Below are 23,854 nucleotides of genomic sequence, written 5' to 3'. Positions count from 1 at the left end.
GGCCTCAGCCCTCGGGCGGCAGGTCCGATCCGGGGCGGTCCGGGGCCGAGCGGCCATGCTGGGTCTTGTCCCAGTAGAAGGGGTTGCGCAGGGTTTCCCAAAGCGCCTTGTAGATCGCCAGTGTTCCCAGCGGGAAATAGGCGAAGAGCGTCGGCACCCAGGCAAAGAGCGCGCGGTGCGGGCTACGGGCCAGCGCGGCAAGGCCGATCAAGATCGACACCGCCTCGGCGCTGAGAAAAAGCGTCGTCAGACCTAGGATCAGGGGGCGCGAGAGGTGTGGGTCCAGCGGGTGCGGCAGCCCCATCAGGATCAGCCAGAAGGACCACAGAACCGGCGCAAGCGCGAATTGCACCAGTGTCGTCAGGAAAAGCAACTGCACCCCGACAAAGCGTTTCGGGCCGAGATCGCGCCATAGCCTGCGCGGGTTGCGGGTATGGACCCACCAGGTGATCCCGTAGCCCTTGAGCCAGCGAGACCGCTGCTTGATCCAGGGCCAGAAGCGGTTGTTGGCCTCCTCGCGGGTGACGCTGGAAATCAGTTCGGTCCGAAACCCGTGCCGCGCAAGGCGCACGCCAAGGTCGGCGTCCTCGGTCACGTTATGCGCGTCCCAGCCGCAGACCTTTTCCAGAACCTCGCGGCGAAAGAACACCGTCGTTCCGCCCAGTGGCACGACAAAGCCCAGACGGGACAGGCCGGGTAGCAGGATGCGGAACCAGCTGGCGTATTCGATGGTGAAACAGCGCGACAGCCAGTTGGCGCGCGGATTGTAGTAGTCGAGGATGCCCTGCAGGCAGCCGACCTCGGCCCGGGCGCGGGCAAAATGGCCCGCGACGCGGGTGATCTGGTCGGGGGCGGGGGCATCCTCGGCATCGTAGATTCCGACGATCTGCCCGCGGGTGAACCGGTAGGCATAGTTCAGCGCCCGGGGCTTGGTCGTGATCCGGCCGGGGGGCACGGTGATCGTGCGCATCCAGGGCGGCAGACGGGTGCGGGACAGGGTTTCGCGGGTCAGCTGGTCCTCGGCCTCCAGCACCAGAACGACATCCAGCAGGGCCTTGGGGTAGGAGAGCCGCGACAGGCGTTTGACCAGCGTCTGGGCGATGTCCTCTTCGCGAAAGAGCGGCACCAGGATCGAGACAAGCGGCGGGTCCGCGGGCAGGGTGGCATGGACCGGCGGAGCGCGCCGGGGCAGGGCGGCGAGGGCCGCCAGCTTCATCAGTTGCGCCAGCACCAGGGATCCCAGCGCCAGAAGCAGCGCGGCCCCGAACAGCAGGCGCGGCGCCAACAGCAGCAACACCAGGCAGAGGAGGCCCGCGCCAATCGCCAGCATCCGCGTGCGCGGGGTCATCCGGTTCAGGTCGCGGCAGCTGTCCTCGTCGGGGACCCATGTCTCGGCAGCCTCTGCCAGCCGGGCGCCGGCCCGGGCCGAGATCTCGGCGTGAATGTCGGCCTCCAGCGCCAGCGCCATGACGACGGGGCCGATGTCGGGCGGCAAGAGCGGCAGCAGGTCGGGGAAATCATCTGGTCGGGAGGTGGCCAGCAGCAGAGTGTCGCCCACGCGCATCCAGGGCAGGACCCCGTGCTCCAGGCAGAACTCCGGCGGCAGCCGGTCGATGACGGCGGGGACGGGCGGGCTGTCGCGGCGGCGCAGGACCAGGGCGCCGAAATGCTGCGCCTGCGCCTCCAGCACCTCCTCGCGAGAGGCGATGGCCTCTGCCACGACGACTTGGGGCACCGATTGGCCGATGCGGCTGGCCTCGGCCATCGCGCCCAACATCTCGGTCGGTGCGACGCGACCCTCCTCCATCAGGATATGGCTGATGGGCTGGCCTCGTCGGGCCTTTGCCTGGGCCAGCTTGGCCTCGGCCAGATGCAGGCGGTGCTCTGACATGCCGCGTCCCGGTAAACTCGGTTACCGGAACCTTCACACGCCTTTGGTAAACGAATGCTTAACCAAACAAGGCAGTTTGGCGGCAAACTGCCGCCAAACGATTAACAGACCGCGTTTTTTTCCGAGAAGCCGGTGCTCAGGCTGCGTCCATCGAGGCGGCGAAGCGCTCGAACAGGTAGAAACTGTCCTGCGGGCCGGGGCTTGCCTCGGGGTGATGCTGCACGCTGAACACCGGGCGGTCGGCCAAGCGGATGCCACAGTTGGACCCGTCGAACAGCGAGATATGCGTTTCCAGCACCCCTTGCGGCAAGGTCTGGCTGTCGACGGCAAAGCCGTGGTTCATCGAGGTGATCTCGACCTTGCCCGTATCCATGTCCTTGACGGGATGGTTCGCGCCGTGGTGGCCGTGGTTCATCTTGATCGTCTTGGCGCCCACCGCGAGGGCCAGCATCTGGTGCCCGAGGCAGATGCCGAAGACCGGCAGCTTGGTGTCGGACAGCAGCCGCTGGATCATCGGCACCGCGTAGGCGCCGGTGGCCGCAGGGTCGCCGGGGCCGTTCGACAGGAAAACGCCGTCCGGCTCATGCGCCATGACGTCGTCGAAGGTGGCGGTGGCGGGCAGGACCGTGACCTCGCAACCGGCCGAGGCAAGGCAGCGCAGGATATTGCGCTTGGCGCCGTAATCCACGGCGACGACCTTGTACCGCGCCTGTTCCTGCCGCTGGTAGCCTTCGGGCCAGGCCCAACGCATCTCGTCCCAGCGATAGCTTTGTGCGCAGGTCACATCCAGCGCCAGGTCCAGCCCTTCAAGCCCCGGGAAACCGCGCGCCGCGGCAACCAGCGCCTCGGTGTCGAAGTTGCCGTCGGGATCGTGGGCCAGCGCCACATGCGGCGCGCCTTGCTGACGGATGGCGCGGGTCAGGCGGCGGGTGTCGATGCCGCCGATGGCGATGCGTCCGCGTGCCGCCAGCCAGTCGCCCAGTTCCTGCGCCGCGCGCCAGTTCGAGCTTTGCGTCGGCATCCATTTCACGACCATGCCCGCCGCCACCGGGTCACCGGTCTCGTCATCGTCGGGGTTCACGCCGACGTTGCCGATATGTGGAAAGGTGAAGGTGACGATCTGGCCCGCGTAGGACGGATCGGTCATGATCTCCTGGTAGCCGGACATCGCGGTGTTGAAGCACAGCTCTGCCGTGGTCTGGCCGGTGGCGCCGAAGCCGGTGCCATAGAAAAGCGTCCCGTCGGCAAGGGCAAGGCAGGCGGTCGGGCGTGCGTGGGCAGCAGGCATGGCAGATCTCCGGGTGGCGGCAAATTGGCCGGAACCTAAGGCCGCCCGGGGCGCTGGTCAAGTGCTTGATGGAAAACAAAAGTCATTGATTATCAGAGGGTTGGCGCAAAAATGCTGCGCTTGCAACAGGGGGCGTCCTGAAGTAGTGTCACAAATTCATGAACCGTGAGGGGATAAGGTCATGGAACTGCGTGCAAAGGTGAACGCGGCGGTCAAGCAGGCGATGAAGGACAAGGCGCAGGATCGCCTTTCGACGCTGCGCCTGATCAACGCCGCCATCAAGGATCGCGACATCGCCGTCCGCGGGGAAGGCAACGAGACCGGGGTCGATGACACCGAGGTGCTGGCCATCCTTGGCAAGATGGTCAAGCAGCGCCGCGAAAGCGCCAAAAGCTATGAAGAGGCGGGCCGGCTGGACCTGGCCGAACGCGAAACCGCCGAGATCGAGGTGATCGAGGAATTCCTGCCGCGCGCATTGAACGACAAGGAGGTCGCCAAGGCGATCGACGCGGCAATGGCCGAGGTCGGCGCGGAATCGATCCGCGACATGGGCCGTGTCATGGGCGTGCTAAAGTCGAAATACACGGGCCAGATGGATTTCGGGTCTGTCGGCCCCCGGGTAAAGGACCGGCTGTCGGCCTGACCGAAGGCGGTCCGACGGAATCAAAAAGGGCCGCCTTTCGGGGCGGCCTTTTTTCTTGTCCGGGTCAGGCTCGTCCGGGTCAGGCGGTTGCTTCGGCCGTGTCGTCGCCGATCTCTGGCACCGGGAAGCCATCGGCGATCAGCGCCAGTTCCGAGGGGTCGTCGATGCGGAAGCGTTCCACGAAGCGCGTCTTGAAGCTGACCCGCCCGCGCCGCGCGCCGAAATTCTCTCCGTGGTTCAGGACATAGAGGACCGCCGGTTGCGACAGCGGTGCCAGCGTGCGCCCGGCCAGCGCGGCAAGGTAAGGGAACATCCGGTGTTCGTGCTGTGTCATCGCCTGCAGGAAGGCGGTGCTTTGCTGCAGGTCCGGGTCATGGGCCAGCGCCGCGCAGGAACCGCAGAGCTTCCAGAAGGGCTTGCGCAGGGGCTGACGTAGCGAAGGGCGGTCGGCCAGGGCGATAGTCCCGGTCGCATCGTCCATGACAAAGCCGGATTGCACGAGGTAGCCGCCCGGCGCCTGGCGGCGCAGCATCTCGCGCACGCTGCCCTGGCGCAGCAGGTCGTCGGCGTCGAAGCTCATGACATAGGCGGGCGGCAGATCCATCTCGTCCAGGTGGGCGGTCAGCGCGGCCAGCTTCAGCCACTTGTCATTTCCCGGTTCCGGCGCCGAGAAGGGCAGGAAGGTGATGCGCGGATCGTCGGGCAGGGGCGGGCGTTCCTGGCAGCAGATCACCGCCTGCCAGTTGGGATCATCCTGCGCGATGAAACAGTCCAGTGTCGCCGAGAGCCTGTCGGCCACGGCCTCCCAGTCGCCGACATGGTCCGGGCCCACCAGCGGGATCAGGAAGACCACGCGCTTGCGCAGCGGCGGGACGCGGGCGGCCAGCGCGTCGCGCAGGCGCAGGGCGGCGGCCTCGCTGGGGGCCGGGGTCAGCCGGTCGATCCAGGCTTCGCGGTTCAGGGCCACCGACAGCCGCATCGCGGCCCGGTGCCATTTCGGGGTAGCGGGGACCTGCGCCATGCTTTTGCCCTTCAGGGATTGGCCGCGCGGCGCACCGCGTCGGTCAGGTCGTTGAACAGGGAACGGCGTTCCTCTTCGCTCAGGAAGGCGCCGATCTCGACCTCGCGGCCATTGCCCTTGAGCGTGACGTAGTAGGGCACCGGCCCTCCGGCCTCGTGGCAGGCGACCTTGACCCAGTAGGTGTTGCTTTCCCAGTCCTGGGTGTCGCCCTTGGGATTGGTGCGGGTCAGATGCGTGACCTCGGGCGTGACGGTCAGCACCTCCAGGATACGGCGGTCGCGCTGGTTGCGGCGCAGTGCGTAATAAAGCGCCGCGGTCGCCGCCAGCATGAAGGGCAGGAGGCCCCATAGCACCGCCGTCCCGATCACGCTGTAGAGCGGCACCGAGGCAAAGAGGAAAAAGCCCAGGATCATCGCGGCAAAGCCTTCGGCCGACAGGGAATTATGCGGCCAGAGCTGCAGGACCTGTGAAGCTTCGCGGGGGGGCGTTGTCCAGTGGTAGGGCATGGATCCGTCGGAAAATGGGCCCGGTCTCACCCCGGGTTGAATTCATCAGGCTGGATATACAGCAGAATTGTTGTGGGTCAAAGTCCGGGTTCCCGGGGAAATGCTAAGGTCGGTGTCGCAGAACCGGGAGGATGACAGGATGTGCGTCACGGAACAAAGGCATGACAGGCGGCATTGGGCTCGCGGGCTGGCCACAGGTGCCCTTGTGCTGGCCCTGGCAGGGGGCGCGGCCTGCGCGGATGTGGTCGATGCGCGACGCCAGATCGACGATCACGTCGCGCGTGCCTTTGCGCAGGGATGGGTGATGCCGGGAGTGCGCGACCTCGATCGCTATCACGGCGACGACCTGGTGGAATTGCAGCAGGTGCTGGACATGACCGGGGGCGACGATTGCGCCAGGGCGGTGATGACGGCGCTCTACCTGGATGCCCATCTGCCGCCGGACATGGATGTCCTGTTCGACGATTACGCCATGTCCCTGTTGGCGATCTGGAAGATGCCGGACGAATGGGACCTGCTGTCGCTCATGGCCTCTGGCTGGACCAAGGTAGTGCTGGATGGTGCGAACACCGGGCGCAAACTGGTGCTGACCCCGGATGCGATCCTGGAGGCGAACCGGCAGCGCGTGGCCCAGAACCGGGCCCGCTGGGTTCAGGAGATGGTGCAGCACGCGCTGATGAACGGTTGGGACGGGAACGTGGTGCAGCGCGCGCAGCAGATGCTGCGCGACAAGGCTGCCCGCAACGTGGCAGAGATCGAAGCCGAAATGGTGCTGGCCGCGGAGGCGATGAAGGCGCCGCTGGCAGCACGCGATGCGGCCTATGCAGAAGCGGACCGGCAGTTTCGCAAGGCCTACGAGGAAATATTCGGTCCGCCGGACGTGCAGGGCGCGGTGCCCGAGCGTGACGTCGGCAACGATGAGCGGCTGCGCATCATCGAAAACGTCCGCGACGACGCCAGGGCCGTCGCGGATCGGGCCTTTGACGCGGCCCTGTCCAAGATAGAGGCGCGGCGTAACCGAGAGGTCGGCATCGACCTGCAGGAGGTGGCGCAGGCCCGGCTGCAGAGCCTTGCGCTGTCGCACTACGTCCTGCCGATCATCGAGGGGCGCTGCGCCGAGATTGCGCAGCGCATGAGCCTGGCCGATCCGGCTCCGCAGCCGGTGCGGGACGATCCGGGCCCGGCCGCGCCGCAGGGCGGGCATTGGGCGATGGTCTCGCAGGGGGGGATGACGACCTTTACCGACAACAACAGCTGTTACGAGCCGAAAGGATCGGTCGGTGCCGGCAGCGGTCAGTTTTCCCACAGCAAGCCGCGCTGTGGCGATGCCTGGGACGCCTTTGTCGTGACCTATACCTGGGCCGCGCCGCCCCCTTACCTCGTTCCGGGCCAGGAGGTGCCGCTCTCGGCCAGCGTGCAGGGGGACTATGCCGCCGGCTGGGGGCACGGCGGGCTGTTCTACTACTACGGCACAGAGGGCGAAAACTGTGCCAAGGGCTCTCGGGCCACGGTGGACATCGTCAAGGACCGCACCGACGGGTTCATCGGCACCGCCTACAACCAGGCGCCCTCTGCCGCGTGGAGCGGGACGTTCGCGCCGCCCGAGGGCGCGCGCTACAAGGATGGCCGTTTCCAGATGACGGTCACGCTGCAGCCGCTGGGCTGCTATCGTTACGTCTATGAATGGCGCGAGTGAGCGTCACGCCTTGAAACAGGCTCCCGCGGGTCGCGGAGTCCTTTCGCGGGGCGCGGTCGCTCCGGGTCCGCGGGCGGGATATCGGGGTCAGCTTCCGACCGGCCCGCGTTTGAGACGAAGCCAGATCTGGTAGGCCGCAAGGCCAAGGAACCCGGCTATGCCGACGAAGCTGGTGATGCGGACAGCCTGTCTCATCTTGGCTGTGTGGTCGGCCATGCGGCGGGCGAAATCGTCCTGGATTTCCGCCGGGATATGGCTGAACGTCGGGGTGCCAAGTCCATAGACGAGGTCGTGTTCCGTGAGCGTGTACAGCGTGCCCAGCATCAACAGCGCGAGTGCATGTGGCATTCGCAATGCCTGCGTCTGAGCCAGCCCGACGTAGATCGCAGCGCCGCCCACCGTCAGCATGGCGTTGCGCATGAAGATCGGCTGGAGCACTTCAGGATCCTGCGGGTCGATCAGGCCGGCATCGACAACGATCCGGGGGGCCACCGGCGCCCCGATGACCACCAGAACCGCCAGGACCAGCGACACGCCCACCGTCCAGAACACCAGCACATGCGGCCAGCGATGCCGGGACAGGGCGCATGGAATGATGGCAAGCGCGAATAGCAGGGCATAGTAGAAGATCATGACAGGCCCCTTTCATGTGAAAAGGCCCCGCGTTGGCGGGGCCTTTCTTGTCTTGGTCAAGCCCGGGCGCTTAATGCGCGTGGCCCTTGTCCCAGTCTTCCTGCTTCGGCAGCTGCTCGAAGGTGTGCTCCGGCGGCGGCGAGGGCAGGGTCCATTCCAGCGTGTCCGCGTACTCGTTCCAGGGGTTCGCCTGGTTGGCGCGGGCGCCACGGGTCAGGGCGTGGAACATGATCCCGAAGAACAGCAGGAACGATGCGAAGGACAGCAGCGCACCCCAGCTGGAGATGTAGTTCCATGTGGCGAATGCCTCGGGGTAGTCGATGTACCGGCGCGGCATGCCCTGGCGACCCAGGAAGTGCTGCGGGAAGAAGGTCAGGTTCGCACCGATGAACATCATCCAGAAGTGGATCTTGCCCCAGAACTCGGAATACATCCGGCCGCTCATCTTCGGGAAGTAGAAGTAGACGCCCGCGAAGATCGCGAAGACGGCACCCAGGCTCATCACGTAGTGGAAGTGCGCCACGACGTAATAGGTGTCATGGTAGGCACGGTCGACGCCCGCCTGGCTCAGCACCACGCCGGTCACGCCGCCGACGGTGAAGAGGAACAGGAAGCCGAAGGCCCAGAGCATCGGGGTCTTCATCTCGATCGAGCCGCCCCACATGGTGGCGATCCAGCTGAACACCTTCACGCCCGTTGGCACCGCGATGACCATTGTGGCCAGCATGAAGTAGCTCTGCTGGGTCAGCGACATGCCGACGGTGTACATGTGGTGTGCCCAGACGACGAACCCCAGCGCGCCGATGGCGATGATCGCCCAGACCATCGGCAGGTAGCCGAAGATCGGCTTGCGCGAGAAGGTCGCGATGACGTGGCTGATGATGCCGAAACCGGGCACGATCACGATGTAGACCTCGGGGTGACCGAAGAACCACAGGATGTGCTGGTAAAGGATCGGATCGCCGCCGCCGGCCGGATCGAAGAAGGTCGTGCCGAAGTTACGGTCCGTCAGGAGCATGGTGATCGCGCCGGCCAGAACGGGCAGCGACAGCAGGATCAGCCAGGAGGTGACGAAGATCGCCCAGGAGAACAGCGGCACCTTGAACAGGGTCATGCCCGGGGTCCGCATGTTCAGGAAGGTGGTGATCATGTTGATCGCGCCCAGGATCGACGACGCGCCCGAGACGTGGACGGCGAAGATCGCCAGGTCCATCGACATGCCGCCTTCGTTGACCGAGAGCGGCGGGTAAAGCACCCAGCCCACGCCGGAGCCCAGCTGGTTGTTGCCGCCCGGTGCGAAGACAGAGCAGACCGCCAGGGTGGACCCCGCGACATACAGCCAGAACGACAGGTTGTTCATCCGCGGGAACGCCATATCCGGCGCGCCGATCTGCAGCGGCATGAAGTAGTTGCCGAAACCGCCGAACAGTGCCGGAATGACCACGAAGAACATCATCAGGATGCCGTGGCCGGTGATCAGCACGTTCCAGAGGTGGCCGTTGGGTGTACAGTTCTCGACCGCCGTCGGCAGGAAGCGCATGCCCTCCATGCACATGTACTGAACGCCCGGCGACATGAGTTCCATGCGCATGTAAACGGTGAAAACGACCGAAATGAGCCCGACGAACGCGGAGACGATCAGGTACAGAATCCCGATGTCCTTGTGGTTCGTCGACATGAACCAGCGGGTAAAGAACCCGCGGTTGTCTTCGTGCTCGTGGCCGTGAATGGCTGCATCTGCCATTGTTTGCCTCCTGCTGATCCCTAGGCGTCGCACAAGGGCGGGGAATCCACCCGCGCGCGACGTTCGTTTCACGTTTTAGAATGTGACCAATAGGGCGGCAATGGCCGGATTTGACGCAGATCAAATCTTTTTGTCGCACCTTGGTCGCATGCGCGGGCGGTGTTTCGTCAGAAACCGAGGTCGCCTCCATGCGGACCGTTGTCCGTTTCCTGCAAGGACCCTTCCCGATCACCCCTGGCAACCGCTGTCGATGTGTCATGGTTTGCCAGAGTGGCAGGCCGGGCGCTTGTCGCGCAGTTGTCGTCACAGGTTTGCCTGTTCCGCGACCTTTCCTCGGAGGGTCAGGTATTCCTTACGGTCAGGGTTTCCCGACTTTCGTCCGTCGGGGCCGCCAGCCTAATGTCCGGTCATCGAGAACACGAACATCCCGAGGGGAGGGATCACGATGGCCTACTACGACAGCAGCTTTGACGCCAACCGCACCACCCTGCGCCAGCGCATTGCGCGTCTGTTCGAGACCCCCTTCGACCGCCGTTACCGCAAACGCACCGCCCGCATCGACGAACTGCGCATGCTATCGGATGCCGAATTGTCGCGGCGCGGCATTGCCCGCGAGGACATCCTCTTTCACGTCTTTTCGGGCAAGGCCTGATCCGCCGACGTGACGCCGCGCGACGCGGCGACAAGGTTTCACTGACCAAATCCTTTTCCGGGCTTTCCGCCCATCCATTCTTTCCATGATTGTCTAAGGGGGCGTTGTGAGTGCGCCCCCTTTTTTCATGCCCGGCTCCCGCGACTGCCGTCTGTACCGGGCACGGGGTCCGGTATACCCGACGGTCCGGCATTCCCGACTTATGGGGCGGACGGCCACCCCCTAGATTGAACCCATCTGCCGCACACCGCATCACCCAAACGGGGGAGTTCAAGATGGCCTATTTCGACAACAGCTTCGTTTCCAGCCGTGCCACCCTGCGCCAGCGCCTCGCGCGCGCCTTCGAGACACCCTTTGACCGCCGCTATCGCCAGCGCACCGCCCGCATCGACGCCTTGCGCGCGCTGTCGGATGCCGAACTGGCACAGCGGGGCATCGCCCGCGAAGACATCCTCTTTCACGTCTTTTCCGGCAAACCCTGAGACAGCCGGTCCGGGCCTGCTGCCGCTCCGGCCCTGACCGAGGAATGATTTGCAAGCACCTGAACATTTAAGACATCGGCGGGGGAAATTTGATCTGCCCCCGGGGGCGAGGACAGCAGTCCTTGCCCTTTTTCATGTCCGCGTCATGCCTGCAGGGGCCGCAGGTTTCCCCCGGCCATTGCGTCCGCGACCTGGGCGGCCTACCTTCGGACCATCGGCAGAAGGAGAGATATGCGCAGCGCCCCAGTCTGAACCGCATCGGGCGGCTTGCCCCGGCACCAGACGTGCCGGACCTGTATGCATATCCAAAATTCTGTGGAGTTCTCATGAAGAACGAAACCTGCGTGATCCGGCCTTTCGACATGGCCACGGACATCGAATCCCTGTCGGCCATCTGGTTCGACGCGTCTCTCGCCGCGCATTCCTTTCTTGGCCATGCGCGCCTTCTCGAACAGCGAAAGCTGATCGAGGATCTTTACCTGCCCTCATCCGAAACATGGGTTGCCTGTCGGCAGGAAACCCCGGTCGGGTTCATCAGCCTGTTGGACAGGTTCATCGGCGGTCTGTTTGTCAGCCCCGGTTACCACGGGCGGGGCATAGGCCGCCGCCTGGTTGACCGGGCACTGACGCTCAAGGGCTCGCTTTCACTGGATGTCTATACGCGCAACGATCAGGCCTGTGCCTTTTACGCGGCGCTGGGATTCCGGGAAATGTCCAGGCGGCCGACGGACGACCATGGGCTGCCTTTCGAAATCGCGCATTTGCAGCTGAACCCGTGAAGGACCGGTCGGGCGGCAGATTGCTGCCCGGCCGTGTCTTTCGGATCAGGCCGTATCTTTGGCGGGCTCGGCCATGACCGCGTCGAACTGCGTCCTCAGCGCCACGTCCAGGTCGTCCATCGTCACCGGCAGACCGAGATCCACCAGGCTCGTCACGCCGAAATCACTGATGCCGCAGGGCACGATGCCTTCGAAATGCTCCAGCTCCGGTTCCACGTTGATCGAGATGCCGTGAAAGCTGACCCAGCGGCGCAGGCGGATGCCGATGGCGGCGATCTTGTCTTCTGCCGTGCGCCCGTCCGCCAGCGGCGGCTTCTCGGGGCGTTCGATCCAGACACCGACGCGGCCCTCGCGGATATGTCCGACAAGGTTGAATTCCGCCAGCGTGGCGATCACCCAGGCCTCGAGGTCCTGCACGAAGCGGCGGATGTCGCGGCCCCGCTTGTTGAGGTCCAGCATGACATAGACGACGCGCTGGCCGGGGCCGTGATAGGTATATTGCCCGCCGCGCTTGGAGGTATAGACCGGAAAGCGGTCAGGGTCTTTCAGATCCTCCACTCTGGCCGAGGTGCCAGCGGTATAAAGGGGCGGGTGCTCAAGCAGCCAGATGCACTCGTCCGCGCGCCCTTCGGCGATGGCGCCGGCGCGGTCCTCCATGAAGGCAAGCGCCTCTTCGTAGGGCACCAGTCCGTCGCTGATCTTCCATTCCATGCCTGTCACCGGGGCCAGAGCCCCGCCTCCCTGATCCTGGGCAGATCCGCCCGGTCTCCTGCGCGGTGCCTGCCAGATCCCTGGCCGCCCGATGCAACCTCTGGACCGGGTCGGCCGACGTGCTGTGCGCTGCGACGATCCTGTCCGAGTGTGGCCTCGACGGCCGTTCAAATCCCCGCGCTTTGCGGAGGATCACATAATGACATTCCGTGCAAGGCGCCACCAGCGGGCGACCGCAACAGGCCGGGCAGGGAGAGTTTGTGTGTGGAGCGGGATTTTGTCGTTTTTCCTCTTCACATCGTCCCCGCGCTTCGCTAGAGACCCTCCCACCAAGTCAGGACAGTGCGGTCGTGGCGGAATTGGTAGACGCGCAGCGTTGAGGTCGCTGTGGGGTAACTCCCGTGGAAGTTCGAGTCTTCTCGACCGCACCATTTCACTCCGGAAAATGCAGATGTTTCGTGCCGGCGCCAAGGGCGCCCTGGCACCGTTTGGTCTGTTCGACTGGCGGGAGCGGTTGGATTGTGGCCTTTCGTCCTTCTCCGTCGCACCCAAAATGTGAAACTGAAGCCTCAAAAAATTAAACGATAGATCCGTTTGTGGTTTGGGGCGCATTTCTTTTGGTTGGCACGGCGTCATGCCCGGCGACCTCGCAAGACAACCAAAGGAGAAAAGAGATGAAGGGTAACGCGATCTGGCTGGCGATTGCCGATACCGCCGATGGCAACGCGAAAAAGGCGGCTGCGATCCGCGAGACCGACCGTGTTCCGGCCTTGCCCGGTTTCGGCAAGGCGCTGGCGACAAACCGTTATGCCGCCTTCAACGTCAGCTGGCACCTGCTGGTGGCCGACCTCGAGCGGCTGCCCGAAACCGTGCCGGACATGCCGACGCCGGAGGCCAGCGAGAGCCTTTTGGCCCGCAAGCGGTCCGAGTTCCGCCAGACAGGGGTCAGCGATCCCGTCCTGACCGCGCCGATCCTCTACACGGTTCGGTTCAAGGTCCCGCAAGCGTTCCACGAGGAATTCAAGGCCTGGTACGATCAGGAACATATTCCGATGATCCTGGAATGCCCCGACTGGGCGGGCAGCGCGCACTACAGCTTTGAGAACAGTGAATGGACCCACCTGGCCATGCACTATGTCACCAGCGCCGATGTGCTGGACGGCCCGGCGATGCGGGCGGCGCGCAAGACGCCCTGGCGCGACAAGTTCCTGGAACACGACTGGTTCGGCAAGGTCGACAAGTCGTTCCACTTTCGTGAGAACCCGCCGGCCTGACACGCGGGTGTGCTGCAAATGCAAAAAGGGCGCCGGTTGCAACCGGCGCCCGTTCTTCCGTCCGGATGGGCCGGTCAGCGTTTCTCGGCAAAGCTCCGGCCGATGATCTGGCGGTGAATCTCGTTGGCGCCTTCCCAGATCTGGCTGATCTTGGCGTCGCGCATCAGCCGCTCGACGCGGTAGTCGCGGGTATAGCGATGGCCGCCATGCAGCAGGACCGCGTTGGTACTCCTTCAAGATGCCAATGACCTGCCCTTCGCTGAAACGGCTTTTCCGCATCGTCTGTCTCCTCGTTTGGAGAACAGGCTAATCTCAAACCGCAGACTTTTCAGGGGAGCAGGACAGTCGTTGACATAGGCGATGGCGTCTTCGAAGGCCGCGCGGGCAATGCCCAGGGCCTGCGCGGCGACGCTGGGCCGGGACTTTCTGAGGAAGTCGTACAACATCTTCAGGCCCTCGCCGGGCTTGCCCAACAGGTTGGCGCGCGGGATGCGGCAATTGATGAACGACAGGGCGGCGGTGCTGGACGCGCGCGAGCCCATCTTCTTGTCCGTGCCGATCACCTCGAACCCCGGCGCGCCCTTTTCGATCGCCGCCACCGAAATCGCATCGCGTCCGTCGCCCAGTTCTGCCCATTTGCCGAACAGCACGATGATGTCGGCCACGTCGCCATTGGTGATGAAGATCTTGGGGCCGTTGACCACGATCTCGTCCTCGTCCTCGCGGAAGGTGGTCTTCATGCCCGTGGCATCGGACCCGGCGCTGGGTTCGGTCAGCGCCAGCGCGGCCAGCCCGCCGTTGACGATCACCGGCAGCCAGCGGTTCTTCTGGTCGTGGCTGGCGAAATCCACCAATGGGCTGATGGCGTGGAAATTCGTTGCCCAGACGATCCCGGTCGAGGCACAGGCCTTCGGCACTTCGCGGCAGATGGCGAGACAGGCGGGGCAGGACAACCCGGCACCCTGGTAGCCCGGGGGCGATCTGTTCGGCGCAGAGGCGCTGCACGCTCTGCAGGAACATCTGTTCCTCTTCCGGGGTTTCGATGGCGGGGTCGAGTTTTTCGAATACGTTCATGGGAAACCTCAGAGGCTGATGCCGTGGCTGCCGTCGACGAAGATCGTCTCGCCGGTCAGGAAAGGAACCTTGCCCGAAACCAACGTGCCGACGAGTCCGACGAGCGCGGCGATTTCGTCGACCCGACCGGGCCGCTTGAGAACGCTGCGGGCCGAGACCTGGGCGCGCCCCTCGGGCGAGGACAGGTAGTCCGTGTTGATGTCGGTCTCGATATAGCCGGGTGCCACGTTGACGGCAGAGACCCCGTAGCGTCCCCATTCCGCGGCCAGGCAGCGCGTGATCGGGCGGCCTTGGAGGCGCAATAGGCGGTGCTCTGCTTGGCGCCAAGGCGTTCGAAGAAGGCGCCGATGTTGACGATCACGCCGACGCCCGAGTCGCGCGGCTAGGGCAGGGTATCGGGGCTGGCGGTAAAGAGCACCGTGGCGTTGATCGACATCACCTTCTCGAATTCCTCCGCGGTCATCCCGGAGGACTTGCGCAGTTCATGCACGCCCGCGTTGTTGACCAGCCCGGGCAATGTCGCCGAAACGGTCCGAGGTCTGGCGCAGTGCCTCGGCAAAACCGGCCTCGTCGGCGATGTCGCAGGCGATCGGGTAGAAACGGCGGCGAAGGTCTTCATGCGCGCCCTCGGGCAGGTCCGGCATAGCGCCGCTGCGTGACAGGCAGGCGACGTTCACGCCCTCTTCGACAAGGGCAGCGGCGATGGCGGCGCCGATGCCCCGGCTTGCGCCGGTGACGACGATCGCGCCGTGGGTGGATGTGGGTACCATGTCAGTGTCCGAATTTTCTGGTGTCGGGGGCGCGCTTCTTGCCGACGATATCCTCGAGCTACCAGGTGCCATAGCCGGCGTCGAAGGACCCCATCATCGGCCCCACCTGGCGGAAGACGGCGCTGCGCTTGGCCTCGGTCATGTCGCAGACCATCTGCAGCAGGTTGCCGCCGCCCACGGCAGAGCCGTTGATCGCCGCGATCACCGGTTACTGCAACCGTTCAATGGCCTCGAACATCTCCAGCGTCGGAACGACGCCGGGATAGAGGTTTGTGCCTTCCAGGTCACCCTTCTCGCCGCCGATGCAGAAGAACTTGTCGCCCGCGCCGGTCAGAACGACGGCCCGGGTGCGGGTCTCGTTGCGGATGTCCTCAATGCAGTCGCGCAGCTGGCGGCAGGGTGTCGGGGTGAACATGTTGGCGTTGTCGGGGCGGTTCAGGGTGATGACCGCCACCGGGCCAACCTCTTCGTAGAGGATCGTTTCGAAGTCGCGCTTTCCGGTCATATGATGTTCTCACTCTTCAGGTTTTCGATGGCGGCCTCGTCCAGGCCCAGCTTGTCGCGCAGCACGTCTGCGGAATGTTCGCCCAGCCCCGGGGGCAGGCTCTCGATCCCGGATGGGGCGCCGTCCATGCGGATGCTCAGGTCCACCTGCGGCAGCGGGCCGTTTTTCATGTCGACCGCGTAGATGAAGCCGCGTTCGTGCAGGACCGGGTCCTGCGCCAGCTGGTCCAGCCAGTTGATCGGACCGGCGGGCACGCCGCGGGCCTGGAACAGGTCCAGCCATTCGCGCGCGGTGCGGGTGACAAGGATGGTGCCGATCTCGGCCACCAGGCGGGCGCGCTGCTGGGCGCGGTTCTCGTTGCGGCGAAAGGCCTCGTCATCGATCCACTCGGACCGGTCGGCGATCTCGCAGAAGCGGCGCCAGACATTGTCGTTGGCCAACCCCAGGGTGATCGGGTCGTCCGCGGTATCTAAGACCTGGTAGACCGCGATCAAGCTGTCGCGCGCCCCGCTGCGGCGGGGCAGGCCGCCGCCGCCGAGGTAGGAATAGAGCCGGGGTGTCATGTAACGCGTCATGGATTCCGTCAGCGAAATGTCGATGTAGTGCCTCCGTCCGGTCCGTTCGCGCTAGATCAGCGCGGCCATGCATTCCAGCGCCGCATCGGTGCCCGACAACAGGTCCGCCGCCGGGGTGCCGACCTTCTGCGGCGGGCCGTCGGGCTCACCGGTCAGGTCCATGACGCCGCTGTAGCCCTCGGCGATCAGGTCGTAACAGGCTCAGTTCTCACGCTCATTGTCGGTGCCGATGCCGGTGATGGAGGCATAGATGATCGCCGGGTTGATCGCCTTGATGGTGTCATAGTCGATGCCCAGCTTGTCGCGCACGCGAGGCAGCTGGTTTGTCAGCAGCACGTCCGCCTTGCGCACCAGCCCTTCAAGAACCTCGCGCCCCCACGGGCCGGCGTAATCCAGTTCGATGGGCTTCTTGTTGCGATAGACCGGGCTGAACCAGAGCGGGGTGTCGCCCAGGGTGGGCGGCTTCCAGTAGCGCGAGTCGTCGCCGATGCCACGGCGTTAGACCTTGACCACCTCGGCGCCCAGGTCCGCCAGTAGCAGAGAGCCATAGGGACCAGCCAGCGAGGTGGTCAGATCCAGGACCAAAATCCCGTCGAGACAGGCGAACCGGCCGCCCAGCGGGCGTCTCGGCAGGCTTTCGGCAGGGGTATCTTCGGTGTCGGACATTCAGGTGCCTCCCATCATCGGAACCAGCCCCGAGGCGAGATGCGCCAGCCGGGGGCCGATATCCTCGACCAATTGTTCGTTGCCGATCTGGAACGAGGGGGCCACGCAGTTGATCGCCAGGACCGTCGACAGGTCCGGCGAAACGACCGGGCAGGCCACCGCCCGCGTATCCCTCTGCCATTCGCCGTCGACGAGGCAGAAGCCGCGCTCGCGCACCTCGGCGATGCTCGCTTCGATCCGGTCGCGGCTGGCCAGTCCGACAGGGGCCGAGGCATGTTTGGTCAGCGCCGTCATCTGCGGGTGCGCCAGTTGCCGGCCCCGCAGGTTGGACAGCACGCAATACCCAAGCGCCAGGATCGAGGGGCTGGGTTCGAACCGGTTGTCGTTGCCGAGGCTGGTGAGATAGCCCAGCGATTTCAGCGTATGGGTCAGACGGGCGACCGTGGCCTTGGGCAGGCCAGTGACCTCTGACAGCTCGGCGTTGCTGAGCGGGCCCTCGCCGGGCCGAAAGGCGCGCAGCACCTCGAAGGTGCGGGCGATCGACGACACGAAACGCGCGTCCTTGGTTGCGTTGCCCTCCAGTTCGAGTTCCTGGTGAACGATCGTCTTGTGCTTGCTTTCCGCCATTGCCGAACCTCCGCCTTGTCTTGTGGCGCCCTGTCCCGGACCGTGGCCCGAACCGTGACCGGATCAGTCCTTTTGGCCGGAGTGCGGGCGCTGGGCGCGGATGCGGTCCGCGATGCGCGCGGTCGGGGCGGGGCGATAGGCGGTGTCGCCGAGGTCCTCGTGCAGCCGTGCGGCGTCGTCATGGTGATGCAGCAGGGCGTCGCCCCTGAGCCGCGTCATCGGGCCGGTGCGATAGCCCAGCCCCATCTCGATCGCTTGGTCCAGCGCCTCTGGCGTGGCGATGCCATCCTCGGCGGCGCGCAGGGCGCGGTTCAGGTAGGGGCGCATCAGCCTGTCGACGATGCGCCCGGGCATATCGGCCGAGACAACGGGCACCAGTCCCGCCGCCTCGACCCCTTCGCGGACCTCCTCGACAACAGCGGGAGGTGAGCCATTGCCGGGCACGATTTCCAAGAGATCGGTATAAGTGTCGCCATCGACCGAATATCGCGCCAGTCCGATGGCGGTGTCCGGGTCGATGCCCTGCGCGGCGCAGGCTTCGCGCAGGGTCTTCTGGCCAAGCTCGACCAGCGTCTGGGTGGCGGCGCTGTCGCCGAGGTGGCGCTGCAATTGGGCGAGCAGGTCGCTCACGTCAGGCTCCGAATGTCTTGGTGTCGGCGTAGTCGTAGAACCCCCGGCCGGTCTTCTTGCCCAGCCAGCCTGCGGCCACCATGACGTGGACGAGTTTGGGGCAGGCCAGTTCGGGGTCATTGGTGATTTCATGGAACGTGCGGCAAAGGCGCTGTTGCGTGTCCAGCCCGACAAGATCGAGCCATTCAAGCGGGCCCATCGCGTGGCCGTAGGCGGTCTTGATCGCGCGGTCGATGTTGGCGGGTGCGGCAACGCCGCTTTCCACCATGCGGATGGCCCCGTTGTGCAGCGGGATCGCAAAAATGGTTGAGGATGAATCCCGGCGTGTCCTTCGTCTCGACAGGTTTTTGCCCGATGGCCGTGCAATAGGCCCAGGCCCGGTCGAACACCGCGTCGTCGGTGCGCAGGCCGCGCGTCACCTCGACCAGTTTCATCAACTGGGCGGGCAGGCCGAAATGCAGGCCGACCACCCTTTCGGGCGGGTGGAATGGGCGCCGATCCGGGTGATCGACAGGGGCGAGGTGTTTGAGGCCAGGATCGTCTCCGGTCCGCAGACCCGGTCCAGCTCTCCGATCAGGGCGGCCTTTGCCTACATGTCCTCGAAGATCGCTTCGATCACCAGGTCGGTGCCCGCCAAGTCGTCGAGCCGGGTCGTTGTCCGGATGTTGGTCACGGCCGCGTCGCGTGCCTCGGGCGTCAGTTTGCCCTTGGCCAGAGACCGGTCGAAAGAGGCGGTCGCCTCGGCCATTGCCTGCGTCAGCCGGTCTTCGGAGGTATCGACCAGAAAAGTGGGCACGCCCCCCCGCGCCGAGGCCATTGCGATCCCGAGGCCCATAGTCCCGGCGCCGACAACGGCGGCACTTTCGACCTGCGGCAGGCTGGCCGCGGGCGTGGATATCTGTCTGGGGTCGGTCATCAGGCGGTCTCTTGTTCGGCAGGAGTGTTTTCGGCAGGCAGGGGGCTGCCGGCCGTGTGCGTCAGCGACAGGCCCGCCTCGGCGCGGCGGCGCAGCCAGAGCGAGGCGCGGTAACGTGGGTCGCCAGTGCGCGCGTGAAGCGCGTCGAGGATCTCGAGGATCAGCGCGGGGCCATGGTGATCCCCCAGCGCCAGCGGTCCTTGCGGATAGTTCAGGCCCAGCCCCACGGCGATGTCGATGTCACCGGGCGCCGCGATCCTTTGTTGTGCGATTTCGCAGGCGATGTTGACGATGGTCGCGATCACGCGCTGCACGGCAAAGCCGGGGCTGTCCTCGATGACCGAAACCGCGCTGCCTTCGGTGGACAGGGCCTTGGCCGCAGCGGCGACGGCCTTTGGCCGGGTGGCGATGGTGGCCATCAGGGTCACTTCGCCCGGGGTGGGGATGACCGGATCGAAGGCAACGGCATTGCCAAGGGGCAGGCCCAAGGAGGTCGCGGTTTCCGTGGCATCGCACCCGACCGGCGCAACCAGGTTCAGCCCGCAGCCCTCGGAGCAGGGTGTCGCTGTCAGCGCGACACCCGCCGCAGCCAGGCGTTCCGCGATCCAGGGACAACGCGTGTTTGCGAAAGGGCCAGGGGGACAGCCTCGGGCAGGCTGGCGCCCCACGGGCGTCCTTTGTCCGATACCGGCGAGGATGCGTCGCCATAGTCGTAGAATCCGGCGCAGGTCTTGCGGCCATAGAGCCCGCTTTCCACCTTCTTGCGCAGGAAGGGGGCCGGTCGAAAGCGCGGTTCCTGGTAGAAATCCTCGTAGATGCGTTCCAGCACCGAATAGGACACGTCCAGACCGGTCAGGTCGAACAGGCTGAACGGACCCATCCGGAACCCCGCCGCGCGGGTCAGGATGCGGTCGAGATCACCTTGGCGATGCGCATCAGTGGCACCGGGTTGAAGAAATGCGCGCCAAGCGCCCGGTCCGGCGCGGTCATGCCCGCCGTGATAGAGGTGACGAGGATGGACGAGGTGTTCGTCGCGTTGATGCAATCCGCCGCGACGATCTCTTCGAGCCGCTGAAAGATGCCTCGTTTGTTGTCGAGATCCTCGATCATTGCCTCGATCACGATGGTGGCGTCCGCCAGGTCGTCGAGCCTGTCCGCCACACTGGCAATCCCGGTCAGGGCGTCCAGTTCCGCGCGGTCGATCTTGCCCAAGTCCAGCCGCATTTGCAGCAGCGCGGTGGTCTTGGCGATGGAGGCCGCCGCCGCGCCCTCGCGGCTGTCGAACAGTTTGGTCCTGTAGCCGGCGCAGGCGAAGAGCTGGACGATCCCGCCGCCCATGACGTCCGCCCCGACGACGCCCGCGATGTCATTCTTTCCGTCTTCGCGTGGCGTGGCCATGTCGCTCATCCTTGAATTGCGGGCTGCGCTTGGTGAGGCAGGCATTCAGACCTTCCTGGCCGTCGGCGGTGCGATACGACAGGACCGAGTTCTGCGCCTCGATCGCCAGTCCGTTGTCCAGCGGAAGATCCATGCCCTGACGGACGGACTCGCGGATCAGCGAAATGGCCACCGGGCGCTTGTCGGAAAAGCGCGCAGCATAGGCGAGCGCGCTGTCCAGCCCTTCGTCCTCGGGGATCATCCGGTTGGTCAGGCTCATCGCCAGTGCGTCTTCGGCCCCCAGCATGTCGTCCGACAACATCAGGTCCAGCGCCCGGCCGGTGCCGATCAGGCGCTGGGTGCCTCCATATCCCGGCACAAGGCCCAGCTTGACCTCGGACAGGCCGAGGCGGGCGCGCGGTGCCGCGACGCGAAAGGTGCAGGCCAGGGACAGTTCGCATCCACCGCCAAGCGCGTAGCCGTTTACATAGGCGATCGAGGGCTGGCGCAGGCGTGACAGGCGGTCGAAGACGCGCTGACCCTTCAGGGTGCCGTCCAGTTCGTCGACCAACCCGCGCCCGGCCAGTCCGTCGATATCTGCGCCCGCTGAAAAAGCCTTGGTCCCGGCGCCGGTGATGACAAGCGCGCGCCGGTCCGGCCTCGACCTCATCCAGGCGGGTCGCCAGCAGGTCCAGCAGGACAAAGGACAGCGCGTTGAGCGCCTAGTGGCGGTTGATCGTGAGTATGGCGCGGTCGCCACTCTGGGTCAGGTCGAGCACGTTTCCTACTTCTCCACGTCGGCTCTCCTGTGCTCCCTGTCCCGGGAGGGTCTGGGCGCGGTGATCCGCGTTGGTGCCTTCCTGCAACGGCATGGCCGGCTGCAGGTGGGCGCCTTGTTTCCGAACAACTGTACCGCCGAGGCGTCTAAAAAAACTCAAAAATGGATACATATTGCCAATAAGTGAAGCAGTAAAATCGAGAATGACGGTGTCACGCCTTTTTTGTCGGTCGGGCAGCGTGAGTTTCACGGGGCATGATGATTTTGACGGCTTGAAAGTGGGTGTTTGTCTCATTTTTTGGAAATGAATTACGAAAAGTTGACACCTGAGTTCTAAAACGGAACCCGGGAGGCAAAAATGAAACTGTTTGCCAAGTATACGACTCGCCCCCGACGCGGCTTGTATCCGGGTGCGGGTGGGTCCTGGAGGGACAAACCTTTTCGCGAGGGTTGAAATGAACCCGCAAAGACGATGGATGCTGGCAACGGCGACCGCATCTGGCCTTGGTGGTGTCGCCGCCGTGGCCGAACCGATCACGCTCAAGATCGCGGACTCGCTGCCCAGCGGCCACCTGATCAACGAGACGATCATGAACGTGATGATCCCGGCGCTGGAGGACAGCGGCGAATTCACGGTCGAATACTTCCCCGCCGCCCAGCTGGGCGCCGCCGGTGAAAACCTTGATTTTGCTCGCAGTGGCGTGATCGACATCGGCTATTTCGCCCCCGGCTGCGGCTCGATGGCGGGCCGGGTTCCGGCGACCAACGCCCTGACGCTGCCGGGCCTGATCTCGTCGTCCACCCAGGCCACCAAGGTCTACATGGAACTGGGTGGAGGGGCGCTGAAACAGGAATACGACAAGCTGGGGATCAAGCTTCTGGTTGGTGTGGGAACCTCTCCCTACCAGGTCTTCAGCAAGAAGGAAGTGCGCCTCGCCGATGCCTTCATCGCCAAGATCTCGGGCCGTGGTTTCGGCTATGTCGAAGATGTCTACGCAGAGATCCTGGACCTGGCCGAGAAACACGCAGAGTGACCGTTTCGCAGAGCCGCCGGGCGCGGCGTCGAATCCTACAAGGCCAACGAATAAACGGTGAACCCGATCGGCTATCTGATCGCGCCCTCCTTTTTCATCGTCGCCATCGGGGCCGGCGCGCTTGCGCTGACCGTGGCGGTGAACGTGCTGTCGGGCAACACGCCACAGGCGGCCGAAGGCGTCGATTGACGCGCATTCATTCTTTCAGGGACCATATCCATGGAAATCCTACTGTTCATCGGGCTGATGATCGCCCGCATCGCCCTGGGCATGCCCATTGCCTTTGCCCTGATCGCCACCGGGGGGCTGGGGATTTACGTCACCCTCGGCTTTCCGGCGATGGTCTCGCAACTCTCGGGCACGGCCTACCGGTCGGCGGCCAAATCCAGCCTTGCGGCCATTCCCCTGTTCATCCTGATGGCCGAGTTCATGAACTCGGGCGGGATGGCGCGGGATGTCTTCGACGCGGCGCGCAAATGGGTCGGGCGCCTGCCGGGTGGCCAGTCCATCGCCACGGTGCTGGCGGCGGCGGGGTTTGCTTCCTGGTCACCGTGGCCGTCGTCTTCGTCTCGCTTTATGGCGGGACCGCCACCACGACCGAGACCGCCGCCATCGGTGCCTTATCGGCCTTCATCTAAATCACCCTGAGCGGGCGCATGACGGTGGAAGGGTTTCAAGAACGCGTTGCTGTGGTCGATCCGCGTGTCCACGATGAGTTTCTGATCGTCATGGGGGCGCCGGTCTTTGGCTATTCCCTGACCATCAGCCGCGCGCCCGACCAGTTGCTGCAGTGGAGCGGCGGCTGCGGGCTGGAGAACTGGCAGATCCTCTCGATGATCCTGCTGATCACCCTACCGCTGACCTTCCCGGTCGTGTCGAAGCTGGGCTATGATCCGATCTGGTTCGGCGTTGTCGTGGTCAAGCTGGTCGAGATCGGGCTGATCACGCCGCCGATGGGGCTGAACGTCTTTGTCGTCTCGGCCACCACCGGTGTGCCCGTGGCGCAGGTGTTCCGAGGCACGGGCCATCTGCTGATTTTCGAAATCATCACGCTGGTCATCATCGTGGCCTTCCCGGCGCTGACGCTCTGGCTGCCAAGCCAGATGTAGCGATGAAACGGACAACAAGACGCGGCTCGGACCGCGCGATCCAAGAAGGAGGAGAAACATGGCAAGGGTAGGCGGGAAAGTCGCCATCGTGACGGGCGCCGCCGCGGGCAGGAGGCGGCGGATGCCCGCCGCCTCGGCGCCGAGAGTGCGGGTGTCATCGTCACCGACATCTCGGAAGAGGCGGCCCTTGGCAGCCCGGACCGTCCCATGTCGCCCCGGGCGACAGAGGCCAAGTTCCGCGATGCCTTGCAGGACTGGCCCGAAGACCGGGTTGCGGCCTTCCTGCAGGTGTTGCGAGAGGTCGATAGCCGGCCTGATGCCCTGGCCGAAATCTCGCGACTTATGGTGCGGTAAAGCGCGATGCGTGACTTGCGACGGACACCGGGGCTTCTTTGATCCGGGCGCCCCGCATACTGGTCGACATGTTCCGTTCGACGCGGTACGTGTTCTTGAAATGAGACAGACCGAACGCC

At 64.9% G+C, this 23,854-nt stretch carries 30 protein-coding genes, 1 tRNA gene and 4 pseudogenes; 12 read left to right on the top strand and 23 right to left on the bottom strand.

The genetic code is table 11. The features are described 5' to 3' along the window. Window positions 1-4: 4 nt before the first annotated feature. Window positions 5-1,891 carry a glycosyltransferase gene (locus BLQ71_RS08490; RefSeq protein ID WP_074621392.1) on the bottom strand — a complete coding sequence of 629 codons (1,887 nt, stop codon included), beginning with the start codon at window positions 1,889-1,891 and terminating at the stop codon, window positions 5-7. A gap of 136 nt (window positions 1,892-2,027) precedes the next feature. Then, complete coding sequence (carA, locus tag BLQ71_RS08485; RefSeq protein WP_074621391.1) at window positions 2,028-3,179, bottom strand: glutamine-hydrolyzing carbamoyl-phosphate synthase small subunit; 1,152 nt, start codon at window positions 3,177-3,179, stop codon at window positions 2,028-2,030. A 181-nt stretch (window positions 3,180-3,360) separates the two neighbouring features. Between carA and BLQ71_RS08480 the strand changes: the two genes are divergently transcribed. Continuing rightward, on the top strand, window positions 3,361-3,822 hold the full coding sequence (locus tag BLQ71_RS08480) for a GatB/YqeY domain-containing protein (RefSeq protein ID WP_043144328.1): 462 nt from the start codon (window positions 3,361-3,363) through the stop codon (window positions 3,820-3,822). A gap of 79 nt (window positions 3,823-3,901) precedes the next feature. Here BLQ71_RS08480 and BLQ71_RS08475 read toward each other — a convergent pair whose 3' ends face one another. Both BLQ71_RS08475 and BLQ71_RS08470 read right to left on the bottom strand, forming a co-directional pair. Continuing rightward, entirely contained in the window at window positions 3,902-4,843 is a 942-nt protein-coding gene (locus BLQ71_RS08475) for a hypothetical protein (RefSeq protein ID WP_069210179.1), read from the bottom strand. A gap of 11 nt (window positions 4,844-4,854) precedes the next feature. Further along, window positions 4,855-5,349, bottom strand: coding sequence for a DUF2244 domain-containing protein (locus BLQ71_RS08470; protein ID WP_074621390.1), 495 nt, complete (start codon window positions 5,347-5,349; stop codon window positions 4,855-4,857). 139 nt (window positions 5,350-5,488) lie between these two features. Here BLQ71_RS08470 and BLQ71_RS08465 point away from each other — a divergent pair, with 139 nt between their 5' ends. Further along, window positions 5,489-7,045 (top strand): hypothetical protein, encoded by a 1,557-nt coding sequence (locus BLQ71_RS08465; protein WP_074621389.1) that lies wholly within the window; start codon window positions 5,489-5,491, stop codon window positions 7,043-7,045. An 87-nt stretch (window positions 7,046-7,132) separates the two neighbouring features. Here the strand turns inward: BLQ71_RS08465 and BLQ71_RS08460 are convergent, their stop codons facing one another. After that, window positions 7,133-7,678, bottom strand: coding sequence for a hypothetical protein (locus tag BLQ71_RS08460; RefSeq protein WP_074621388.1), 546 nt, complete (start codon window positions 7,676-7,678; stop codon window positions 7,133-7,135). A 70-nt stretch (window positions 7,679-7,748) separates the two neighbouring features. After that, complete coding sequence (ctaD, locus tag BLQ71_RS08455; RefSeq protein ID WP_043144332.1) at window positions 7,749-9,422, bottom strand: cytochrome c oxidase subunit I; 1,674 nt, start codon at window positions 9,420-9,422, stop codon at window positions 7,749-7,751. 445 nt (window positions 9,423-9,867) lie between these two features. Here ctaD and BLQ71_RS08450 point away from each other — a divergent pair, with 445 nt between their 5' ends. From BLQ71_RS08450 to BLQ71_RS08440, 3 genes are all read left to right on the top strand, one after another. After that, window positions 9,868-10,074, top strand: coding sequence for a hypothetical protein (locus BLQ71_RS08450; RefSeq protein ID WP_074621387.1), 207 nt, complete (start codon window positions 9,868-9,870; stop codon window positions 10,072-10,074). A gap of 275 nt (window positions 10,075-10,349) precedes the next feature. Next, a complete protein-coding gene (locus tag BLQ71_RS08445; RefSeq protein WP_043144334.1) occupies window positions 10,350-10,556 on the top strand; it encodes a hypothetical protein in 207 nt (68 codons plus the stop codon). Window positions 10,557-10,882: 326 nt separating this feature from the next. Next, a complete protein-coding gene (locus BLQ71_RS08440; protein WP_074621386.1) occupies window positions 10,883-11,335 on the top strand; it encodes a GNAT family N-acetyltransferase in 453 nt (150 codons plus the stop codon). A gap of 45 nt (window positions 11,336-11,380) precedes the next feature. On the opposite strand, the gene lipB is transcribed toward BLQ71_RS08440, so the two are convergent. After that, window positions 11,381-12,046 (bottom strand): lipoyl(octanoyl) transferase LipB, encoded by a 666-nt coding sequence (gene lipB / locus BLQ71_RS08435; protein ID WP_074621385.1) that lies wholly within the window; start codon window positions 12,044-12,046, stop codon window positions 11,381-11,383. Window positions 12,047-12,390: 344 nt separating this feature from the next. Between lipB and BLQ71_RS08430 the strand changes: the two genes are divergently transcribed. Then, window positions 12,391-12,477: transfer RNA gene (locus BLQ71_RS08430), tRNA-Leu, on the top strand. A 243-nt stretch (window positions 12,478-12,720) separates the two neighbouring features. Next, entirely contained in the window at window positions 12,721-13,320 is a 600-nt protein-coding gene (locus BLQ71_RS08425) for a DUF4286 family protein (RefSeq protein ID WP_074621384.1), read from the top strand. A 74-nt stretch (window positions 13,321-13,394) separates the two neighbouring features. On the opposite strand, the gene BLQ71_RS26805 is transcribed toward BLQ71_RS08425, so the two are convergent. The 16 genes and pseudogenes from BLQ71_RS26805 to BLQ71_RS25935 all read right to left on the bottom strand — a co-directional run bounded on the left by BLQ71_RS26805 (window position 13,395) and on the right by BLQ71_RS25935 (window position 21,488). Next, window positions 13,395-13,532, bottom strand: a complete 138-nt coding sequence (locus tag BLQ71_RS26805) for an acyl-CoA dehydrogenase family protein (RefSeq protein ID WP_268236845.1) — start codon at window positions 13,530-13,532, stop codon at window positions 13,395-13,397. Between the two features lie 21 nt (window positions 13,533-13,553). Then, window positions 13,554-14,060 carry an acyl-CoA dehydrogenase family protein gene (locus BLQ71_RS08420; RefSeq protein WP_229754833.1) on the bottom strand — a complete coding sequence of 169 codons (507 nt, stop codon included), beginning with the start codon at window positions 14,058-14,060 and terminating at the stop codon, window positions 13,554-13,556. 114 nt (window positions 14,061-14,174) lie between these two features. Beyond that, window positions 14,175-14,237 (bottom strand): annotated as a pseudogene (locus BLQ71_RS27050) (hypothetical protein); the annotation flags it as partial. 165 nt (window positions 14,238-14,402) lie between these two features. After that, window positions 14,403-14,696 (bottom strand): SDR family oxidoreductase, encoded by a 294-nt coding sequence (locus BLQ71_RS25755; RefSeq protein WP_157923306.1) that lies wholly within the window; start codon window positions 14,694-14,696, stop codon window positions 14,403-14,405. Window positions 14,697-14,876: 180 nt separating this feature from the next. Continuing rightward, window positions 14,877-15,164: an SDR family NAD(P)-dependent oxidoreductase gene (locus tag BLQ71_RS25750; RefSeq protein ID WP_157923305.1), complete on the bottom strand. Its 288-nt coding sequence runs from the start codon at window positions 15,162-15,164 to the stop codon at window positions 14,877-14,879. Between the two features lie 58 nt (window positions 15,165-15,222). Beyond that, window positions 15,223-15,669 (bottom strand): annotated as a pseudogene (locus BLQ71_RS26795) (enoyl-CoA hydratase-related protein). Beyond that, a pseudogene (locus BLQ71_RS26790) lies at window positions 15,666-16,910 on the bottom strand (CaiB/BaiF CoA transferase family protein). Before BLQ71_RS26790 ends, BLQ71_RS26795 begins: the two co-directional pseudogenes overlap by 4 nt. Further along, complete coding sequence (locus BLQ71_RS08395) at window positions 16,911-17,537, bottom strand: IclR family transcriptional regulator (RefSeq protein WP_074621382.1); 627 nt, start codon at window positions 17,535-17,537, stop codon at window positions 16,911-16,913. A 63-nt stretch (window positions 17,538-17,600) separates the two neighbouring features. Then, entirely contained in the window at window positions 17,601-18,167 is a 567-nt protein-coding gene (locus BLQ71_RS08390) for a 3-hydroxyacyl-CoA dehydrogenase family protein (RefSeq protein WP_074621381.1), read from the bottom strand. 1 nt (window position 18,168) lies between these two features. Then, entirely contained in the window at window positions 18,169-18,456 is a 288-nt protein-coding gene (locus BLQ71_RS26580) for a 3-hydroxyacyl-CoA dehydrogenase family protein (RefSeq protein WP_268236844.1), read from the bottom strand. Continuing rightward, window positions 18,353-18,984: pseudogene (locus BLQ71_RS26785) on the bottom strand (3-hydroxyacyl-CoA dehydrogenase family protein). The gene BLQ71_RS26580 and the pseudogene BLQ71_RS26785 overlap by 104 nt, the downstream one beginning before the upstream one ends. A gap of 98 nt (window positions 18,985-19,082) precedes the next feature. Then, window positions 19,083-19,571, bottom strand: coding sequence for a 3-hydroxyacyl-CoA dehydrogenase family protein (locus BLQ71_RS25950; RefSeq protein ID WP_198548542.1), 489 nt, complete (start codon window positions 19,569-19,571; stop codon window positions 19,083-19,085). An 80-nt stretch (window positions 19,572-19,651) separates the two neighbouring features. After that, a complete protein-coding gene (locus tag BLQ71_RS25945) occupies window positions 19,652-19,963 on the bottom strand; it encodes a 3-hydroxyacyl-CoA dehydrogenase family protein (RefSeq protein WP_088702342.1) in 312 nt (103 codons plus the stop codon). Between the two features lie 20 nt (window positions 19,964-19,983). Continuing rightward, the gene (locus tag BLQ71_RS25940) at window positions 19,984-20,481 is read right to left on the bottom strand and encodes a 3-hydroxyacyl-CoA dehydrogenase NAD-binding domain-containing protein (protein WP_157923304.1); all 498 of its coding nucleotides are present in this window, start codon (window positions 20,479-20,481) and stop codon (window positions 19,984-19,986) included. Further along, the gene (locus BLQ71_RS08375) at window positions 20,450-21,130 is read right to left on the bottom strand and encodes an enoyl-CoA hydratase/isomerase family protein (protein WP_088702341.1); all 681 of its coding nucleotides are present in this window, start codon (window positions 21,128-21,130) and stop codon (window positions 20,450-20,452) included. Before BLQ71_RS08375 ends, BLQ71_RS25940 begins: the two co-directional genes overlap by 32 nt. Window positions 21,131-21,182: 52 nt before the next feature. Continuing rightward, window positions 21,183-21,488 (bottom strand): hypothetical protein, encoded by a 306-nt coding sequence (locus BLQ71_RS25935; RefSeq protein WP_133066155.1) that lies wholly within the window; start codon window positions 21,486-21,488, stop codon window positions 21,183-21,185. Window positions 21,489-21,714: 226 nt separating this feature from the next. Between BLQ71_RS25935 and BLQ71_RS08370 the strand changes: the two genes are divergently transcribed. The 5 genes from BLQ71_RS08370 to BLQ71_RS26360 all read left to right on the top strand — a co-directional run bounded on the left by BLQ71_RS08370 (window position 21,715) and on the right by BLQ71_RS26360 (window position 23,735). Continuing rightward, window positions 21,715-22,272 carry a TRAP transporter substrate-binding protein gene (locus BLQ71_RS08370; RefSeq protein ID WP_074621380.1) on the top strand — a complete coding sequence of 186 codons (558 nt, stop codon included), beginning with the start codon at window positions 21,715-21,717 and terminating at the stop codon, window positions 22,270-22,272. 57 nt (window positions 22,273-22,329) lie between these two features. Further along, on the top strand, window positions 22,330-22,461 hold the full coding sequence (locus tag BLQ71_RS26965; protein ID WP_261394832.1) for a hypothetical protein: 132 nt from the start codon (window positions 22,330-22,332) through the stop codon (window positions 22,459-22,461). 30 nt (window positions 22,462-22,491) lie between these two features. Then, a complete protein-coding gene (locus tag BLQ71_RS08365; RefSeq protein ID WP_074621379.1) occupies window positions 22,492-22,920 on the top strand; it encodes a TRAP transporter large permease subunit in 429 nt (142 codons plus the stop codon). Window positions 22,921-22,961: 41 nt separating this feature from the next. Continuing rightward, entirely contained in the window at window positions 22,962-23,381 is a 420-nt protein-coding gene (locus BLQ71_RS08360) for a TRAP transporter large permease subunit (protein WP_175459230.1), read from the top strand. A gap of 207 nt (window positions 23,382-23,588) precedes the next feature. Then, window positions 23,589-23,735 carry a hypothetical protein gene (locus BLQ71_RS26360; protein WP_157923303.1) on the top strand — a complete coding sequence of 49 codons (147 nt, stop codon included), beginning with the start codon at window positions 23,589-23,591 and terminating at the stop codon, window positions 23,733-23,735. Window positions 23,736-23,854 lie beyond the last annotated feature (119 nt).

Source organism: Antarctobacter albus (assembly GCF_900101505.1).
GTDB lineage: Bacteria > Pseudomonadota > Alphaproteobacteria > Rhodobacterales > Rhodobacteraceae > Antarctobacter > Antarctobacter albus.
Note: the sequence above shows the minus strand (reverse complement) of the source record. Positions and strands in the feature narration are given on the sequence as shown.

Coding starts and splice junctions, on each gene's coding strand:
- BLQ71_RS08365 (WP_074621379.1), top strand. CDS start 22,492: ATGGAAATCCTACTGTTCATCGGGCTGATGATCGCCCGCATCGCCCTG.
- lipB (WP_074621385.1), bottom strand. CDS start 12,046: ATGGAATGGAAGATCAGCGACGGACTGGTGCCCTACGAAGAGGCGCTT.
- BLQ71_RS08425 (WP_074621384.1), top strand. CDS start 12,721: ATGAAGGGTAACGCGATCTGGCTGGCGATTGCCGATACCGCCGATGGC.
- BLQ71_RS08440 (WP_074621386.1), top strand. CDS start 10,883: ATGAAGAACGAAACCTGCGTGATCCGGCCTTTCGACATGGCCACGGAC.
- BLQ71_RS08465 (WP_074621389.1), top strand. CDS start 5,489: ATGTGCGTCACGGAACAAAGGCATGACAGGCGGCATTGGGCTCGCGGG.
- BLQ71_RS25750 (WP_157923305.1), bottom strand. CDS start 15,164: ATGGTACCCACATCCACCCACGGCGCGATCGTCGTCACCGGCGCAAGC.
- BLQ71_RS25945 (WP_088702342.1), bottom strand. CDS start 19,963: ATGGGTCCGTTCAGCCTGTTCGACCTGACCGGTCTGGACGTGTCCTAT.
- BLQ71_RS08375 (WP_088702341.1), bottom strand. CDS start 21,130: ATGAGGTCGAGGCCGGACCGGCGCGCGCTTGTCATCACCGGCGCCGGG.
- carA (WP_074621391.1), bottom strand. CDS start 3,179: ATGCCTGCTGCCCACGCACGCCCGACCGCCTGCCTTGCCCTTGCCGAC.
- BLQ71_RS08480 (WP_043144328.1), top strand. CDS start 3,361: ATGGAACTGCGTGCAAAGGTGAACGCGGCGGTCAAGCAGGCGATGAAG.
- BLQ71_RS08490 (WP_074621392.1), bottom strand. CDS start 1,891: ATGTCAGAGCACCGCCTGCATCTGGCCGAGGCCAAGCTGGCCCAGGCA.
- BLQ71_RS08475 (WP_069210179.1), bottom strand. CDS start 4,843: ATGGCGCAGGTCCCCGCTACCCCGAAATGGCACCGGGCCGCGATGCGG.
- BLQ71_RS08445 (WP_043144334.1), top strand. CDS start 10,350: ATGGCCTATTTCGACAACAGCTTCGTTTCCAGCCGTGCCACCCTGCGC.
- BLQ71_RS08460 (WP_074621388.1), bottom strand. CDS start 7,678: ATGATCTTCTACTATGCCCTGCTATTCGCGCTTGCCATCATTCCATGC.
- BLQ71_RS08420 (WP_229754833.1), bottom strand. CDS start 14,060: ATGAAGACCACCTTCCGCGAGGACGAGGACGAGATCGTGGTCAACGGC.
- BLQ71_RS25940 (WP_157923304.1), bottom strand. CDS start 20,481: ATGGCCACGCCACGCGAAGACGGAAAGAATGACATCGCGGGCGTCGTC.
- BLQ71_RS26360 (WP_157923303.1), top strand. CDS start 23,589: ATGTCGCCCCGGGCGACAGAGGCCAAGTTCCGCGATGCCTTGCAGGAC.
- BLQ71_RS08450 (WP_074621387.1), top strand. CDS start 9,868: ATGGCCTACTACGACAGCAGCTTTGACGCCAACCGCACCACCCTGCGC.
- BLQ71_RS08470 (WP_074621390.1), bottom strand. CDS start 5,349: ATGCCCTACCACTGGACAACGCCCCCCCGCGAAGCTTCACAGGTCCTG.
- BLQ71_RS08370 (WP_074621380.1), top strand. CDS start 21,715: ATGCTGGCAACGGCGACCGCATCTGGCCTTGGTGGTGTCGCCGCCGTG.
- ctaD (WP_043144332.1), bottom strand. CDS start 9,422: ATGGCAGATGCAGCCATTCACGGCCACGAGCACGAAGACAACCGCGGG.
- BLQ71_RS08395 (WP_074621382.1), bottom strand. CDS start 17,537: ATGGCGGAAAGCAAGCACAAGACGATCGTTCACCAGGAACTCGAACTG.